This is a genomic window from Arthrobacter globiformis (assembly GCF_046536215.2).
Classification (GTDB): Bacteria; Actinomycetota; Actinomycetes; order Actinomycetales; family Micrococcaceae; genus Arthrobacter; species Arthrobacter globiformis_E.
Genome location: NZ_CM143421.1, coordinates 2,756,259 through 2,772,189, shown reverse-complemented (window position 1 = coordinate 2,772,189; position 15,931 = coordinate 2,756,259). Strand labels below are relative to the sequence as shown.

Here is a 15,931-nt window from a genome sequence, read left to right as displayed (position 1 = left end):
TGAGACCCGGACGAATGCCGTTTGTCCCCACAACATAGGACTCCGGAAACTGCCTTGGGTTTCGGGAATGTAAATTGCTTGTAACCGCTGCCGCGCACCACGTAAGGCGACGGCGGCCCCCAAAAAACCGGGGACCGCCGTCGTCGTTCGATTGAGCTGAAAGCGCGCCTAATGCGTGGTGCTGTGGGTGGTGTTTCCTGAGGTGTCCACGTCGCCGAGCAAGCCGGGCACGGCGCCGGCAACGCCCAGGGATCCGACGGCGATTACCGCCACCACGGCCAGGGCGCGGAGGTGGGCCGACGCCGTCGTCCGCCCCTCCGGCCCGGTGTCATCCCTGGGCCCGGTGTCATCCCTGCGCCTGGCGCGGAGCAGGACGACGGCGATCACCAGGATGCCGAGCTCGAGGAGGGACGCTGCCATGTCGGCCAGGCCAAACGGCTCGGCCACGTTGGAGTTGGGGCCGAACGGCAGCCCGGTTGTGCGGGACCAAGCCCACAGTGCCAGCGGAACCACGGCGGCGGCAGCGATGGCAACGAGGACGTTCTGCCCCGGCCGGCCCAGCAGCAGGATACCGGCGGCCACCTCGGCCATGGCCAGGGTGAGGAAGAAGGCGCTGGCCACCACCCAGTGGTTGAGGTGGTCCGGTATGACGGCCAGGTGGATGGCGGCGCAGCCGAAGAGTGCCACCGCGGCCAGCGTGAGCCGGAGGTCCGTGGGGACAGCCCGGGCACGGGCGGCCCGCACCCGGCGGGGAGCACGCCCGGGGGACGCCTTCGGCCGGCGGCTGACGTCCAGCCGCCCGCCCCGGATCGCCACCGTCCACCCGGTGACCACGATGTTGGAGACCAGCAGCAGGCCGACGCCGTAGCCGAAGGCGGCCACCTGGAGTCCCAGCGAGGACTGGTCAAGCTGATCGACTGACTGTGCGGAGTTTGAATGGTGCAGGTGGCTCATCAGGTCGTGCTGCAGGGCGTAGTCCCAGGCCTGGCTGGCGGCCAGCGTGAGGGCCCCGGCCAGGGTGCCGGCGGCGGCAATCAGCAGGGCCGTGGTGAAGAAGGCCTTCTTGCCTGCCAGTACCGGCCCGAACCACCGCAGTGCCAGCGTCACGGCCGCAATGACAGCCGCCACGAACAGCGGGACCAGGAGGGCGGACTCCCGAAGCCAGCTGATGAACGGTTCCTGCGTACGTTCGATGGCTCCCACGGCGCCCCTGAGCGACACCATCCAGAAGCCGTCGGCGTAGGCCATCATCGCCGCCAGCGGGATGACCGTCAGCCACGGGACCGCGGGGCGGGCCGGCGCCTGGGCGCCGGTCCCGCTGCTGCTCCAGCTGGCGGTGCCCGCCGGCACCGCTGTCATGGCGTGATCTCCCACCCGAACATCATGGCGTGGTCCTCGTGCGCCAGGTTGTGGCAGTGCGCCACGTACGGTCCAACGAAGTCACGGAAGCCGCGGTAGATAATGGTCGACTCGCCGGGATCCAGGGCCACCAGGTCCTCGCGTGACACATCATCCGGATGGCCCTTGTCGCCGCCGCGCGTGACGTCCCTGCCGTTGCGCATCACCACCCGGTGTTCCTCCATGTGCAGGTGGAACGGATGGACCCAGCCGCCGCCGCCGTTGCGGATTTCCCAAAGGTTGTAACTGCCCTTCTTCTGCTGGGCCAGCGGCGAGCGGCCTGCGCGGTTCTTAAGGCTGGTGGCGACGGTGTTCGGGGTGAACGGCGTGCCGTTGATGAGCCACTCCGTTTCGCCGCCGCCGGAGCCGCGCTCCACCTCGAAGATCAGCCGGTTGTCCAGCATGGTCTGCCAGTTGCTCGGCAGCGGCGGGAGCTCACGCATCATTCCCGTCGGGATCACGCTGTCATCGGGGGCGTCGTCGCCGATCACGAACTTGAGCACCGGAACCTTGTAGGCGGGGTCGGGCGCGAACCGGGATGAGTTGCTCCACATCCGGCCGTTGGGCATCTTCATCACGTCGGTGAGGTAGATGACGTCGCCCTTCGTGGTGGGGGTGCCGTCCTGGTACCTCGTGAAGTCGATGACCACTTCGCGCCGCTTGGCCGGCCACAGTTCGAAGGAGTCGCGCTTGATCGGGAACGGCAGCAGGCCGCCGTCGGACGCGATCTGGGTGAACTGCATGCACTGCTGCCCGTCCGGAATCCGGTACTGGCCCTCCAGCTCATCACCCTTGTAGCCGAGCGAGACCGAGGTCTTCGGCCCCTTCGTGGAGCTCATCAGCTTGAACTCGTAGATCCGGGCGATGGACGCGTCCAGGAAGCGGAAGCGGTACTTGCGGCGCTTGACCTCCATGACCGGGTAGGCGGTGCCGTTCACGGTGAAGATGTCGCCCACGAACCCGTGGTTGGGGAAGTGCTTGTAGAAGGTCTTGCCCCACCACTCGGGGTGCTTGGCCGGGTTCTTGGCGTCCGGGAACTCCTTCTGGACGTCGTGGATGTCCTTGTGCATGGTGACGCCGTCGTCCAGCCGGCAGTCGTAGAAGGCCAGCGGGACGTCGTAGTCCACGTCGAAGGAGCCGTCCGGGTTGTTCTTGCGGACGCCGGGGAGCCGCAGGCCCTGGGTCTCATCGCCCATGTCCATGCCGTTTTTCGGGTCATAGATCGGGTAGAGGCCCACCATGCCCTTGTAGACGTTGGAGCCCGTGTGGTCCATCCGGTGGTCGTGGAACCAGAAGAAGCTCTGCTTCTCGCGGTCGTCGCCGCCGGCGGGCCAGTTCAGGTACAGGTTGTCGCAGAAGGACTTCGGCAGGTAGCCCTCGTACTTGGGTCCGCTCACCATGCTGTAGTGCGGGTTGCCATCGGACTCCGGCGCCGTGTGGCCGTTGTGCAGGTGGGTCAGGAAGGACCAGTCCGGCGAGCCGAAGTCCTGGCGGTCCAGGTTCAGCGGGTTCTCGTCCAGGTGGTTCTCGAACCGGACCAGTGCCGGCCTGCCGTATTCGGCGTTGATCATCGGGCCGGGGAACGTCCCGTTGAAGCCGTAGATGGTGCTCAGCGGCAGCGTGCGTTTGGTTCCGGCCGGGTAGGTCTTGCGCTTCTCGTCGAAGGAGATGGTCGGGCGGCCGCTCGCGTCGATGGGCAGCACCTGCGAGGTGGTGAACGCATGCTGCCGCAGCAGGATGTCGATCTTGTAGACGAGCGGGTCCGGGTAATTCAGCTTGGAGGGCCAGATCTGGTGCTGCTCGTTCTTGAAGGAGCTCTGCTGGCCCTGGCCGGGTCCGGGCGGATCGCTCCACTCGGTGTAGCCCTTTGTGAAGCCGTCCCCCACTGCCGGAGTCGGGGCCAGTGCCTTGGGAATGGGCAGGTGGTCCGTGAACGGCGACAGGATCAGCGGGCTAGTAGGGAATGCCTCAATGTAGAACAACAGGTCGCCGAGGGCGGTGGACGAGGCGCCGAACGCGCCGTCGGGCGAAAGGAGTCCTTTCTGCGCGAGCAGCGGGCCCGCCCAGCCCTGGGCGGCCACGAGGGCCGCGCCGGCACCTCCGGCCGCGCTGAGCCGCAGGATATTGCGGCGGGACACTGTGTTTGTCGGCACTGTGTCTGTCGGCACTTCGTTTGTGGTTGCGGTTTCTTCTGACATGGGTACGCGCCTCCTTCGGGGCAAAAGAGTGGCCTGCTGGCCCCGGTATTCGAGCTTTATCAGGGTCTTTTCCCGGCGGTTTCTGCACCGGGAAATCCTGGCCTTGCGGAAGCTGGCTGCGCTTGTCGTTGCCCCGCGCAACTACAGTGCGGGCAGGGGGTTGGGAAAACATTGGACGAATGCCGTGTATACCCCCTCAAGAAGATGGGTATAAGGGGGTGGCCGTTCCAAGGCTACGGCCCAGTAAATAAAAGGAATTGGCCGGAAATCGGCCGATTTGGTGAAACGATCGATCAGGCGCCGGGTTAAACGATCGATCAAAAACCCAGGCTAGAACAGCGGGGCGAGCCCGTTCCAGCCCGCGCTGATGCGCATCCGCGAAGCGAATTGCCCGGTGCCCAGGCCGGGATAGAGCCACAGGACGCCGGCGGCGTCGCGGGCCAGCAGGTCCGGGTTGCGGTCGCCGTTGAAGTCGCCGGGACTTACGACGGCGGTCATGGCGTTCCAGCCGACGCCCACCCGGACGCGGGGGAGCCAGCCGCCCGTGCCGCTGCCGCGGTACAGCCACAGGACGCCGGTGGCCGCCTCGCGCGCCAGGACGTCGGCGGCGCCGTCGTTATTCATGTCGCCCGGGCCCACCAGGGCATTGAAGGCATCCCATCCGGAGCCCACACGGATCCGCGGCAGGAATGCCCCGGTGCCGTTGCCGCGGTACAGCCAGAGGAAGCCGGTGGCAGATTCGCGGGCGAGGATGTCCACGCGCTGGTCGCCGTTGAAGTCACCCGGGCCGACGATCGCGCTGAAGCTGTTCCAGCCGGTGCCGAGCCGGATTCGGGGGAGGAACCCGCCGGTGCCGTTGCCGCGGTACATCCACAGGAACCCGGTGGCGGACTCCCTGGCGAAGACGTCCTGCGGGCCGTCGCCGTTGAAGTCGCCGGGCGTCTCAAGGGCGCTGAACACGTTCCAGCCGGTGCCGATCCGCACGCCGGGCAGCCGGCCGCCGTGGCCGTTCCCCGGGTACAGCCGCAGTTCGCCGGAGGCGGTCACGCGGGCCAGACTGTCCGTATTCCAGTCGCCGTTGAAGTCGCCGGTCGACCTGGACAGGGTGGACGCCGGAACAGGCAGGGTAGTGAAGGCGTAGGGATCGCAGGTGAGGTCGTAGTCCCGAACGTCGTCGTACCACTGGGACAGGTACACGTGGCCGCCGGAGAAGCTGGCGGTGCGGCAGAGGTTCTGGGCTTCGCCAGGGAAGTCCAGCCGGCCGGCGGTGGCCCACACCGGAACGCCGGCGAGGCGCCAGGAGCCGGTGATGCTGGCCCAGCCGGAGGCGAACGAGTACAGGCCATACGAATAGCCAGAGTCGCGCAGCCCGCGCATCAGGCCCTCCACGATGTACCGGTTTTCGCGCTGCTGCGCTGCGCTCGCGGTGGGCCACGGCTGGGCCGGGCGGGGTTCGACGTCGATCCACACCATGCGCGGCGCAAACCGGGCCCGCGCCAGGCTGGCAACCGCGAACTTCGCCTCCGCGTAGCCGACGTTGGACAGCTGCCCCGCCCGGGTGGCTGCGGACCACGGCCCCTGCGACCGGTAGGTGGCGAGCTGGGCGGCGGTGGGGAAGGCCGCCATCGTATAGGCCTGCGCCGGCTTGCGGTTGCTGGACGCCCAGGTGACCTGGCTGGCGAGGCACGGGTTCTCCGTGAAGGGCAGCCCCTTCGTCAGGCCGATCACCACGAACTGGGACGACGCCGGCGGAAGCGGCAGGCCAAAGCCGCCCACCGCCGTCGGGCATTGGGGCCAGGAGATGTCGTGGCCGTTGAGCGATACGGCGCGTGCCGGGGTGGCGCCGGGCAGGTAACTGAAGAAAAGGGCGAACAGGAGCAGGAGGCCCGTCAGCATGTGCCGTGCGGATAGTCCGCCCCCCGAATGATGAACTTTGCCGTCCATCGCCAGCGCTCCTTTGCTCCCATCAGTTTACGTCCGGCCGCGTCCGTTCGTGCTGCGCCCATTCGTGTTCAGGGCGGTGGGTCGCGCACAATTACCCCATGGCAAAAAGCAATGCCCGGCTGCCCCGGCTTGAGGATGTGGCGGAGCGCGCGGGTGTCTCGCACCAGACTGTGTCCCGGGTGATCAACAACCATCCCAACGTCAGCAAGGCCACGCGCGAGCGCGTCGAGGCCGCCATCGCCGAGCTTGGCTACCGACGCAACACCGCGGCCCGGAGCCTGGTCACACGGAAGTCGCAGACCATCGGCGTGCTGGGCAGCGAGTTGTCACAGTACGGTCCCGCCAACACGCTGCTGGGGGTGGAGCAGGCCGCGCGCGACGCCGGCTATTTCGTGAGCATCGCGGCCCTCCGCTCGGTGAGCCGGGAGGCGATCTTCGATGCCATCCGGCACTTCCTGGACCAGTCCGTGGACGGCATCGTGGTGATCGTGCCGCATTCCGAGACGCTCCTGGCACTGGCCGAGCTGAACCCCGGCGTGCCGGTGGTGGCCGTGGGGTCGCTGGGCAGCGAGGCGGTGAGCGGCGCCATGGTGGACCAGAAGCGGGGGGCCGAGCTCGCCGTCGGGCATTTGATTGAGCAGGGCCACCGCCGGATCGGCCACGTGGCCGGCCCGCAGGACTGGATCGACGCCGTGGCGCGTGCCGAAGGCTGGAGTGCGGCGCTGCGTGAGGCCGGGCTGGATGACAGCCTGGTGGTCGAGGGGGACTGGAGCGCGGGCAGCGGCTATGAGATCGGCCGGAAGCTGGCCGCCGAACGGACCGCCACCGCGCTGTTCGTGGGCAACGACCAGATGTCCCTGGGGTTGCTCCGCGCGTTCAATGAGGCCGGCGTCCGGGTCCCCGAGGACGTCTCCGTGGTGGGCTTCGACGACCAGCCGGAGTCGGGTTACTTCACCCCGCCGCTCACCACAGTGCGCCAGGACTTCGAGGAACTCGGCAGGCGCTGCATGGACCTGATGCTAAGCGCCATCGCAAACGGTGACACGGTGAGCACCACGGTGGTGGAACCCGAGCTCGTGGTCCGCCGGAGCACCTCCGCGCCTGCCTGAGGGCAGGGATCCCCAAATCAGTGATCAGCGGCACTTGACGCAGTAAGTTGTTAGCGCTCACAATAGTTTCAGCCCGATAAGCAGCGGGCCATCATTTGGAGGATTCATGGACGTCACAGCAGACGGCAGCGAAAACTATGTCATCGGGGTGGACTACGGCACCCTGTCCGGCCGGGCCGTGGTTGTGCGGGTCCGGGACGGCAAGGAACTGGGCAGCGGCGTGTTCGACTACCCGCATGCGGTGGTCACCGAGGCGCTTCCGGCAGACGTGGCCGGCAATGGAGCAGCCCGCCTGCCCGGGGAATGGGCACTGCAGGTTCCCAACGACTACCGGGACGTGCTCCGGCATGCTGTTCCCGCCGCAATCGCTGACGCCGGGATCGACCCGGCCGCCGTCGTCGGGATCGCCACGGACTTCACGGCCTGCACCATGGTGCCCGTCAAGGCTGACGGCACCCCGCTGAACGAGGTGCCGGGCTTCGCGAACCGCCCGCACGCCTACGTGAAACTGTGGCGCCACCACGCCGCACAGGGCCAGGCCGACCGCATCAACTCGCTGGCCGCCGAGCTGGGCGAGTCCTGGCTGCCCCGGTACGGCGGGCTGATCTCGTCCGAGTGGGAGTTCGCCAAGGGCCTCCAGTTGCTGGAGGAGGACCCCGAGGCCTACGCCGAAATGGACCACTGGGTGGAGGCCGCAGACTGGATCGTCTGGCAGCTCTGCGGCAACTACGTCCGCAACGCCTGCACCGCCGGGTACAAGGGCATCTACCAGGACGGCCACTACCCGTCCGATGACTTCCTCGCCGCCCTGAACCCGCAGTTCAAGGACTTCGTCAGCACCAAGCTGGACCACACCATCGGCCGCCTGGGCGACGCCGCCGGCTACCTGACCGCCGAGGCCGCCGCCTGGACCGGGCTGCCGGAGGGCATCGCCGTCGCCGTCGGCAACGTAGACGCGCACGTCACCGCCCCGGCAGCAAAGGCCGTGGAACCCGGCCAGCTCGTGGCCATCATGGGAACCTCCACCTGCCACGTCATGAACGGCGCCGAACTCCACGAGGTGCCGGGCATGTGCGGCGTGGTGGACGGGGGCATCGTCGACGGGCTCTGGGGCTACGAGGCCGGCCAGTCGGGAGTGGGTGACATCTTCGGCTGGTTCACCAAGTACGGCGTCCCGCCGGAATACCACCAGGCTGCCGCCGGGGCTGGGCAGGGCATCCACGAATACCTGACGGACCTGGCCTCCGGGCAGGCGATCGGCCAGCACGGACTGATCGCACTCGACTGGCACTCCGGCAACCGCTCCGTGCTGGTGGACCACGAACTGTCCGGCGTGGTGGTCGGCCAGACCCTGGCCACACGGCCCGAGGACATCTACCGGGCCCTTCTCGAGGCCACCGCCTTCGGTACCCGCACCATCGTCGAGGCCTTCCGCGATTCCGGCGTCCCGGTCAAGGAATTCATCGTGGCCGGCGGCCTGCTGAAAAACCGGCTCCTCATGCAGATCTACTCCGATGTGACCGGCCTCCAGCTCTCCACCATCGGCTCCACCCAGGGCCCGGCACTCGGATCGGCCATCCACGCCGCCGTTGCCGCCGGAAAGTATTCCGATGTCCGGGCCGCCTCCGCGGCGATGGGCGCGGCGCCCGGCGCCGTGTACACCCCCATCCCGGAAAACGTCGCCGCCTACGACGAACTGTTCCGTGAATACCGGACCCTCCACGACTACTTCGGCAGGGGAACCAACGACGTCATGCACCGGCTCAAGGCCATCCAGCGGAACGCCGTCCAGACGGCAAACATCGAATCCCTGACACCTGAGGAGGTTTCGGCATGAGCGCCCTGCTGGAAACCATTGCCCGCGTCCGCCGCGAGGTCTGCGAACTGCACGCCGAGCTGACCCGCTACGACCTCGTGGTGTGGACCGCCGGGAACGTGTCCGGCCGGATCCCCGGCTACGACCTCATGGTCATCAAGCCCTCAGGCCTCTCCTACGACGCCCTGACCCCCGAAACCATGGTGGTCACGGACCTCTACGGCACCCCGGTCAGCAGCCTGAGCGCGGATGCCGACGGCGTCCCGGCCCAGTGGGAGAACCCGGGCCTCTCGCCGTCGTCGGACACCGCCGCGCACGCCTACGTGTACCGGAACATGCCGGACGTCGGCGGAGTGGTCCACACCCACTCCACCTACGCCACGGCCTGGGCCGCGCGGGGCGAGCAGATCCCCTGCGTGCTCACCATGATGGGCGACGAGTTCGGCGGCCCCATCCCGGTGGGCCCGTTCGCGCTCATCGGCGACGATTCGATCGGCCGCGGCATCGTGGAGACCCTGCAGGGATCCAACTCCCCGGCCGTGCTGATGCAGAACCACGGCCCCTTCACCATCGGCAAGGACGCCCGCTCAGCGGTCAAGGCCGCCGTGATGTGCGAGGAAGTGGCCCGCACGGTCCACATCTCGCGCCAGCTCGGCGAACCGCTGCCCATCGACCAGGGCCAGATCGAATCGCTTTACGACCGCTACCAGAACGTCTACGGACGCTAGGTCCAGCACCCGCCCCCAGCAACACCGCCGCCGCATGCGGCCCCACGACTTTCAAAGGAGACACCAATGTCCAGCGCCAACAACACCTCCCTCGAGCACTACGAGGTCTGGTTCCTCACCGGCAGCCAGCACCTCTACGGCGAGGACGTGCTGAAGCAGGTGGCGGCCCAGTCGCAGGAGATCGCTGCCGCGCTGAACGAGTCCTCCGAGGTCCCGGTCAAGCTCGTCTGGAAGCCCGTGCTGACGGATTCGGACGCGATCCGCCGCACCGCGCTGGAGGCCAACTCGGACGATTCGGTGATCGGCGTGACGGCGTGGATGCACACGTTCTCCCCGGCCAAGATGTGGATCCAGGGCCTGGACCTGCTCCGCAAGCCGCTCCTGCACCTGCACACCCAGGCCAACGTGGACCTGCCCTGGGCGGACATCGACTTCGACTTCATGAACCTGAACCAGGCCGCGCACGGTGACCGCGAGTTCGGCTACATCCAGTCCCGGCTGGGCGTGCCGCGCAAGACCGTCGTGGGCCACGTGTCCAACCCGGAGGTGGCCCGCCAGGTGGGCGTCTGGCAGCGGGCTTCCGCCGGCTGGGCCGCCGTCCGCAACCTGAAGCTGACCCGCTTCGGGGACAACATGCGCAACGTCGCCGTCACCGAGGGCGACAAGACCGAGGCGGAGCTGCGCTTCGGCGTCTCGGTCAACACCTGGTCCGTCAACGAGCTCGCCGACGCCGTCCACGGCGCCGCGGAGTCCGACGTCGACACCTTGGTCGCGGAGTATGAGCGGCTTTACGAGGTGGCACCGGAGCTGCGCTCCGGCGGTGCCCGGCACGAGTCCCTGCGCTACAGCGCCCGCATCGAGCTCGGGCTGCGCAGCTTCCTCGAGGCCAACGGCTCCGCCGCCTTCACCACATCCTTCGAGGACCTCGGCGAGCTGCGGCAGCTGCCGGGCATGGCCGTCCAGCGGCTCATGGCCGACGGCTACGGCTTCGGCGCCGAGGGCGACTGGAAGACCGCCATCCTGATCCGTGCGGCCAAGGTCATGGGCGCCGGACTGTCCGGCGGCGCCTCCCTGATGGAGGACTACACCTACCACCTGGCGCCGGGCCAGGAGAAGATCCTCGGCGCGCACATGCTGGAGGTCTGCCCCTCGCTGACCGCCTCCAAGCCGCGCGTCGAGATTCACCCGCTGGGCATCGGCGGCAAGGAGGACCCGGTCCGCATGGTCTTCGACACCGACGCCGGCCCCGGCGTTGTCGTCGCCCTGTCCGACATGCGCGACCGGTTCCGCCTTGTGGCGAACGCCGTGGACGTCGTCGACCTCGACGAGCCGCTGCCCAACCTGCCGGTGGCGCGCGCCCTCTGGGAACCGAAGCCTGACTTCGCCACCTCCGCCGCCGCCTGGCTGACCGCCGGGGCCGCGCACCACACCGTCCTCTCCACCCAGGTGGGCGTGGACGTGTTCGAGGACTTCGCCGAGATCGCGCAGACCGAGCTGCTCACCATCGACGAGGGCACCACGCTCAAGCAGTTCAAGAAAGAACTGGCCTGGAACGCCGCCTATTACCGGCTGGCCGGAAGGCTGTGAACCAAACCCGGCATGTGACGATCCAGACTAGTGCTGTGACCGAATACAAAATCCGCGCAGGGGAGTACACCGCCACCATCACCGCACAGGCAGGCGCGCTGCGGGAGCTGCGCCACCGGGACCGGGACCTCATCGTTCCGTTTCCGACGGGCGGGCCCATCCCCGACTACCGCGGCATCGTCGCGGCGCCCTGGCCCAACCGGATCGCCGACGGCCGGTACACGTTCGACGGGACCGGCTACGAGGTGCCGGTCAACGAGCCGGAGCGCGGCTGTGCGCTGCACGGGCTGGTGTTCCCGCTGGACTGGGACCTGGAGTCGCAGGACGCGTCCTCGGTGACGCTGTCCTGCACCCCGGAACCGACGGCGGGCTACCCGCACGAGGTGCGCATCGCCGTCGAATACCGGCTGGACCCGGACGGCCTGCACAGCCGGGTCACGGCGTCGAACCTTGGCGCCACGGCGGCGCCCTACGGGGTCTGCCCGCACCCGTACCTGGTGGCCGGCCCGGCACCCCTCGACGAGTGGACCCTTGAGCTCCCCGCCGGGAAGTTCCTCGAGGTCACCCCGGACCGGCTGCTGCCGAAGGAAACGCGCACCGTGGAGGGCCACGGCTTTGATTTCCGGACGCCGCGCACCATTGGCGCCACTGAGATCGACCACGCCTTCACGAACATAGCGTTCGACGGCGCCGGCCAGGCACGCGTGCTGGTCCGGGATCCGGGTGGTACGGGCGTCGGAATGGCCTGGGACCGCACCTGCCGGTGGCTGCAGATCCACACGGCCGACAAGCAGCCGCCGGCCCCCAACCGGCTGGGCCTCGCCGTGGAGCCCATGACCTGCCCGCCCGACGCCTTCAACAGCGGCGTGGACCTGATCCGGCTGGAGCCGGGCGCCACGCACGAGGCATCCTGGAGCATCTTCGCCACGTGACAGCAAACACCACGAAATGACAACAAACACCGCGTCGCGTCCTCCCGTGATGGAGGACGTGGCGCGTCTCGCCGGGGTGTCCCACCAGACCGTCTCACGCGTCCTGAACACCCACCCGAACGTCAGTGCCCGGACCCGCAGGCGGGTGGAACGCGCCATCGCCGAGCTGGGCTACCGCCGCAACACCGCGGCCCGCAGCCTGGTCACGCGGCGGTCCCAGGCCATCGGCGTCCTGGGCGCCGGCACGGCGCACTACGGTCCGGCCAATACGCTGCTGGGCGTCCAGCAGGCAGCCCGCAACGAAGGCTATGCCGTCAGCATGGCCAGCCTCAGCGAGGTGACGGCCGCCGGAATCCACGACGCCCTCGAACACTTCCTGCTGCAGTCCGTCGACGGGATCGTGGTGATCGTCCCGCACGAGACCATGCTGGAATCGCTGCACACCATCGCGCTGTCCGTGCCGCTGGTTGCGGTGGGCTTCGGCGCGGATGAGCAGCTGACCGTGGCGGCTGTGAACCAGCGCGTGGGGGCGGCCCTCGCTGTACAGCACCTGGTGAACCTGGGCCACACGTCTATCGCTCACATTTCGGGCCCGCGGGACTGGATCGACGCCGCGGCCCGGACCGAGGGCTGGCGCAGTGCCCTTGGCCAGGCCGGGTTGCAGGAGGGCGTGCTGATCCAGGGTGACTGGAGCGCCGAAAGCGGCTACCGCGCCGGACTGGAGCTGGCGGCCGCCGGCAACGTCACTGCCGTGTTCGCGGCCAACGACCAGATGGCCCTGGGTGTACTGCGCGCCTTCAGCGAGGCCGGCCTGCGCGTGCCGGCGGACGTCAGCGTGGTGGGCTTCGATGACCAGCCCGAAGCCGGCTATTTTGTCCCGCCGCTGACCACGGTGACCCAGGGCTTCAAGGAACTCGGCGCGCGCTGCATCCGGATGCTCCTCTCCGACATGGCCCACGGCCCCTCGGGAGCGGCTTCGGTCCTTAACCCCAAGCTGGTGGTGCGGGGTTCCACGGCGCCGCCCGGCCGGTGACGCCCGGAACTCCAGCCCGGCCGGACAGGGGGTGCAGCGGGGCCTCCCTCAGTTGCCGGTCCAGCACCTACCGTGGAGGTTATGAGTTCGAAGGATGAGGTGCGGGAGTTCCTGATGTCCCGCCGCGCAAACGTCACCCCCTGGACTACTACACCCGTCTGGAACGCGGGAACATCCGCGGCGCCTCGGAGCACGTGCTCAACGCCCTCGCCAACGCCCTCCGGCTCAACGACGTCGAACGGGAGTACCTGTTCGGGCTCGCCCGCACTGCATCGGCAAATACGCGGGCACGCACGGGGCAGAAGACCACTGAAACGGGGGTGCGGGAATCGGTGCAGCGCGTGCTGGACAGCATGAGCATCCCGGCGGTGGCGTGGAACGCGCGGCAGGACGTGGTCGCAGCGAACCTGATGGGCCGGGCGCTGTACTCGCCGCAGTTCGAATCGGACAGGCCCAATTTCTCGCGCTTCATCTTCCTGGATCCGCGGGCGAAGGACTATTACGTGGAGTGGCCGATGATCCGGCGGTACAACGCGGCGATGCTGCGCCTCAACGCCGGGCGCGACCCGCTTGACGCGGACCTGACCGCCCTGATCGGAGAGTTGTCCACACTCAGCCCCGAGTTCCGCGCGAACTGGGCTGAGCCTCGCCACCTACAGCGTGGACGAGGGCAGCGAATCCGCCGAAAAGTACGCGCTCCTGGCCAGCTGGGCCGCCACCAATGAGGCCATCGCCGCCCACCGCCCGGCACCCCCAGTAAAAGCGTCACCAAAGATCGGAGAACAATGAAAGTCATCGTCATCGGCGGCAGCGGCCACATCGGCACGTTCCTCGTGCCGCGGCTGGTCCGCGCCGGCCACGAGGTCATCAACATCAGCCGCGGAACCTCCAAAAGCTATGCGGAGGCCTCCGAATGGGAGCAGGTCCGCCAGGTCACCGCCGACCGGCAGCAGGAGGACCGGGACGGCACCTTCGGTGACCGGATCGCGGGACTGCAGGCCGACGTCGTGGTTGACCTGGTCTGTTTTACGCTCGGGTCCGCTACGTCGCTGGTCAACCGGCTCCGCGGCGAGACCGGGCACCTGCTCCACTGCGGCTCCATCTGGCGGTACGGCAAGAGCCTCAAGCTGCCGATCGCCGAGGGGTCCGGCTCGGCCGCCGCCCCGTTCGACGAGTACGGGATCCAAAAGGACCGCATCGCGCGGATGCTCAAGGAAGAGACGGCCGACGGCGGGCTGGTCACCACGTCGCTGCACCCCGGCCACATCGTCGGTCCCGGCTGGCACCCCACCGGGCCGCTCGGAAACCTCGACCCGGCCGTCTGGTACACCCTTTCTGCCGGGGAGCCGCTGCGGGTCCCCGGCAGCGGTGCCGAACTGATGCACCACGTGCACGCCGACGACGTCGCCCAGGCGTTCGAGAAAGCCATCAGCAACCGGGACGCGGCCGCCGGCGAGGACTTCAACATCGTCGCCCCCACCGCGCTCAGCGTCCGCGGCTACGCCGAGATCGCCGCCGGCTGGTTCGGGCAGGCCGCAGAGCTGGAGACGGTCACGTGGGACCGGTTCCGTGAATCGACCACGGCGGAGTACGCCGACTCGAGCTGGGGCCACCTGCACCGCAGCCACTGCTTCACCATCGAGAAGGCCAAGGCGCTCCTGGGCTATGCACCCCGGTACGAGCCCGAACAGGCTGTGCTCGAATCCGTGACCTGGCTCATTGACCACGACCAGCTTCGGGTCGCCCGTCCGTTGGGCGCCCTGGCCGGCTGAACCGCCGTCCGGCTAATGCGTTAAGTGGCGAACCCCTCCCGCGGTGTAAACCGCGGGAGGGGTTCAGCGCTGCTGGCTGCGGGCCGGCGGCTAGGCGTTGCCTGAGTCCCGGCTGCCGGCGGCCACGGGCGTGGCCGATTCGGCCGGTGCAGGAGCCTGGGTTTGTGCAGGTGCCTTGGTTTCGGTGGCGGGCGGGGTGGTCCTGAGCTTGAAGCGCTTGGCGATGGAGGATCCGCCGCCGGCACGGTTCTTGTTGAAGATGTCGAACCCGACGGCGATCAGGAGCACCAGGCCCTTGATCAGCTGCTGGTAATCGGTGCCAAGGCCCAGGATGGACATGCCGTTGTTCAGGACGCCCATGATGAGGCCGCCGATCATGGCGCCCGCCACGGTGCCGATGCCGCCCTGGACCGCCGCGCCGCCGATGAAGGCTGCGGCGATGGAGTCCAGCTCGAAGCCGGTGCCGCCGGCGGGCTGGGCGGAGTTCAGGCGGGCCGTAAAGATCAGGCCGGCCAGTGCGGCGAGGACACCCATGTTCACGAACAGCCGGAAGGTCACCGCCTTGGTCTTGATGCCGGAGAGTTCCGCGGCGTGCAGGTTGCCGCCGATGGCGTAGGTGTGCCGGCCGAAGATGCTGTTGTTCATCAGCGCCGAGTAGGCGATGACCAGGGCCGCGAGGACGATCAGCACGATGGGGGTGCCGCGGTAGCTGGCGAGCAGGAACGTGATGACAAGCATCAGCAGGGCGATGAACGCGGTCTTCGTGGCGAACCAGGCCATGGGCTCGTTTTCCAGGTTGAACTTGCGGCGGACCCGGCGTTCCTTGATGGACTGGAACAGCAGGGCTGCGGTGCCGCCGACGCCGAGGATCACGGTGAGCCATTCGAGCACGGAGGTGCCGCCGGAGATGTCCGGCAGGAAGCCGCCGCCGAGGGCGCGGAGCTCATCCGGGAACGGGGTGATCTGCTGGTTCTTGAGGGTGATCAGGGTCAGGCCGCGGAAGATGAGCATGCCGGCCAGGGTGACGATGAAGGCCGGGATGCCGACGTAGGCGATCCAGTAGCCCTGCCATGCCCCGACCAGGGCGCCGACGAGGAGGCAGGCCGGGATGGCCGCCCACCAGGCCCAGCCCCAGTGGACGATCATGACGCCGGCGACGGCGCCGATGAACCCGGCGATGGAGCCGACGGAAAGGTCGATGTGGCCGGCAATGATGACCATGACCATGCCGATGGCCAGGATGAGGATGTAGCTGTTCTGGACGACCAGGTTGGTGACGTTCTGCGGCTCCAGCAGGATCCCGTCGGTGAGGACCTGGAACAGCAGGACGATCAGGATCAGGGCGACGAAGATGCCGACCTGGCGGAGGCGGCTTGCCAGGAAGCCGAGGGATTCTCGTAGGGCGGACATGGCT

Annotated in this window: 12 protein-coding genes; 8 read left to right on the top strand and 4 right to left on the bottom strand. The window is 68.2% G+C overall.

What is annotated here, in order from left to right; all coding sequences use genetic code 11:
* Positions 1–168: 168 nt before the first annotated feature.
* From R5O87_RS12425 to R5O87_RS12415, 3 genes are all read right to left on the bottom strand, one after another.
* On the bottom strand, positions 169–1,359 hold the full coding sequence (locus R5O87_RS12425) for a hypothetical protein (protein WP_410554215.1): 1,191 nt from the start codon (positions 1,357–1,359) through the stop codon (positions 169–171).
* Positions 1,356–3,596 (bottom strand): multicopper oxidase family protein, encoded by a 2,241-nt coding sequence (locus tag R5O87_RS12420; RefSeq protein WP_410554214.1) that lies wholly within the window; start codon positions 3,594–3,596, stop codon positions 1,356–1,358. The genes R5O87_RS12425 and R5O87_RS12420 overlap by 4 nt, the downstream gene beginning before the upstream one ends.
* A gap of 330 nt (positions 3,597–3,926) precedes the next feature.
* Positions 3,927–5,540: an FG-GAP-like repeat-containing protein gene (locus tag R5O87_RS12415; protein ID WP_410554212.1), complete on the bottom strand. Its 1,614-nt coding sequence runs from the start codon at positions 5,538–5,540 to the stop codon at positions 3,927–3,929.
* Between the two features lie 98 nt (positions 5,541–5,638).
* On the opposite strand from R5O87_RS12415, the gene R5O87_RS12410 reads away from it, so the two are divergent.
* The 8 genes from R5O87_RS12410 (at position 5,639) to R5O87_RS12375 (ending at position 14,517) form a co-directional block, all read left to right on the top strand.
* On the top strand, positions 5,639–6,649 hold the full coding sequence (locus tag R5O87_RS12410; RefSeq protein WP_410554210.1) for a LacI family DNA-binding transcriptional regulator: 1,011 nt from the start codon (positions 5,639–5,641) through the stop codon (positions 6,647–6,649).
* Between the two features lie 106 nt (positions 6,650–6,755).
* Entirely contained in the window at positions 6,756–8,486 is a 1,731-nt protein-coding gene (gene araB / locus R5O87_RS12405; RefSeq protein WP_410554208.1) for a ribulokinase, read from the top strand.
* Complete coding sequence (locus R5O87_RS12400; protein ID WP_410554206.1) at positions 8,483–9,193, top strand: L-ribulose-5-phosphate 4-epimerase; 711 nt, start codon at positions 8,483–8,485, stop codon at positions 9,191–9,193. The genes araB and R5O87_RS12400 overlap by 4 nt, the downstream gene beginning before the upstream one ends.
* A gap of 66 nt (positions 9,194–9,259) precedes the next feature.
* Positions 9,260–10,780, top strand: a complete 1,521-nt coding sequence (araA, locus tag R5O87_RS12395; protein WP_410554205.1) for an L-arabinose isomerase — start codon at positions 9,260–9,262, stop codon at positions 10,778–10,780.
* Between the two features lie 35 nt (positions 10,781–10,815).
* Complete coding sequence (locus R5O87_RS12390) at positions 10,816–11,712, top strand: aldose 1-epimerase family protein (RefSeq protein WP_410554204.1); 897 nt, start codon at positions 10,816–10,818, stop codon at positions 11,710–11,712.
* Positions 11,713–11,728: 16 nt separating this feature from the next.
* The gene (locus tag R5O87_RS12385) at positions 11,729–12,745 is read left to right on the top strand and encodes a LacI family DNA-binding transcriptional regulator (protein WP_410554202.1); all 1,017 of its coding nucleotides are present in this window, start codon (positions 11,729–11,731) and stop codon (positions 12,743–12,745) included.
* A 194-nt stretch (positions 12,746–12,939) separates the two neighbouring features.
* Positions 12,940–13,470, top strand: coding sequence for an MmyB family transcriptional regulator (locus R5O87_RS12380; RefSeq protein ID WP_410554201.1), 531 nt, complete (start codon positions 12,940–12,942; stop codon positions 13,468–13,470).
* A 60-nt stretch (positions 13,471–13,530) separates the two neighbouring features.
* Entirely contained in the window at positions 13,531–14,517 is a 987-nt protein-coding gene (locus R5O87_RS12375) for an NAD-dependent epimerase/dehydratase family protein (protein WP_410554200.1), read from the top strand.
* 90 nt (positions 14,518–14,607) lie between these two features.
* Here R5O87_RS12375 and mmsB read toward each other — a convergent pair whose 3' ends face one another.
* Positions 14,608–15,927 carry a multiple monosaccharide ABC transporter permease gene (gene mmsB / locus R5O87_RS12370; RefSeq protein ID WP_410554199.1) on the bottom strand — a complete coding sequence of 440 codons (1,320 nt, stop codon included), beginning with the start codon at positions 15,925–15,927 and terminating at the stop codon, positions 14,608–14,610.
* Positions 15,928–15,931 lie beyond the last annotated feature (4 nt).

Excerpts from the sequence above, each read along its gene's own strand:
- R5O87_RS12425 (WP_410554215.1), bottom strand. The coding sequence starts at position 1,359 with ATGACAGCGGTGCCGGCGGGCACCGCCAGCTGGAGCAGCAGCGGGACC.
- R5O87_RS12420 (WP_410554214.1), bottom strand. The coding sequence starts at position 3,596 with ATGTCAGAAGAAACCGCAACCACAAACGAAGTGCCGACAGACACAGTG.
- R5O87_RS12415 (WP_410554212.1), bottom strand. The coding sequence starts at position 5,540 with ATGGACGGCAAAGTTCATCATTCGGGGGGCGGACTATCCGCACGGCAC.
- R5O87_RS12410 (WP_410554210.1), top strand. The coding sequence starts at position 5,639 with ATGGCAAAAAGCAATGCCCGGCTGCCCCGGCTTGAGGATGTGGCGGAG.
- araB (WP_410554208.1), top strand. The coding sequence starts at position 6,756 with ATGGACGTCACAGCAGACGGCAGCGAAAACTATGTCATCGGGGTGGAC.
- R5O87_RS12400 (WP_410554206.1), top strand. The coding sequence starts at position 8,483 with ATGAGCGCCCTGCTGGAAACCATTGCCCGCGTCCGCCGCGAGGTCTGC.
- araA (WP_410554205.1), top strand. The coding sequence starts at position 9,260 with ATGTCCAGCGCCAACAACACCTCCCTCGAGCACTACGAGGTCTGGTTC.
- R5O87_RS12385 (WP_410554202.1), top strand. The coding sequence starts at position 11,729 with ATGACAACAAACACCGCGTCGCGTCCTCCCGTGATGGAGGACGTGGCG.
- R5O87_RS12375 (WP_410554200.1), top strand. The coding sequence starts at position 13,531 with ATGAAAGTCATCGTCATCGGCGGCAGCGGCCACATCGGCACGTTCCTC.
- mmsB (WP_410554199.1), bottom strand. The coding sequence starts at position 15,927 with ATGTCCGCCCTACGAGAATCCCTCGGCTTCCTGGCAAGCCGCCTCCGC.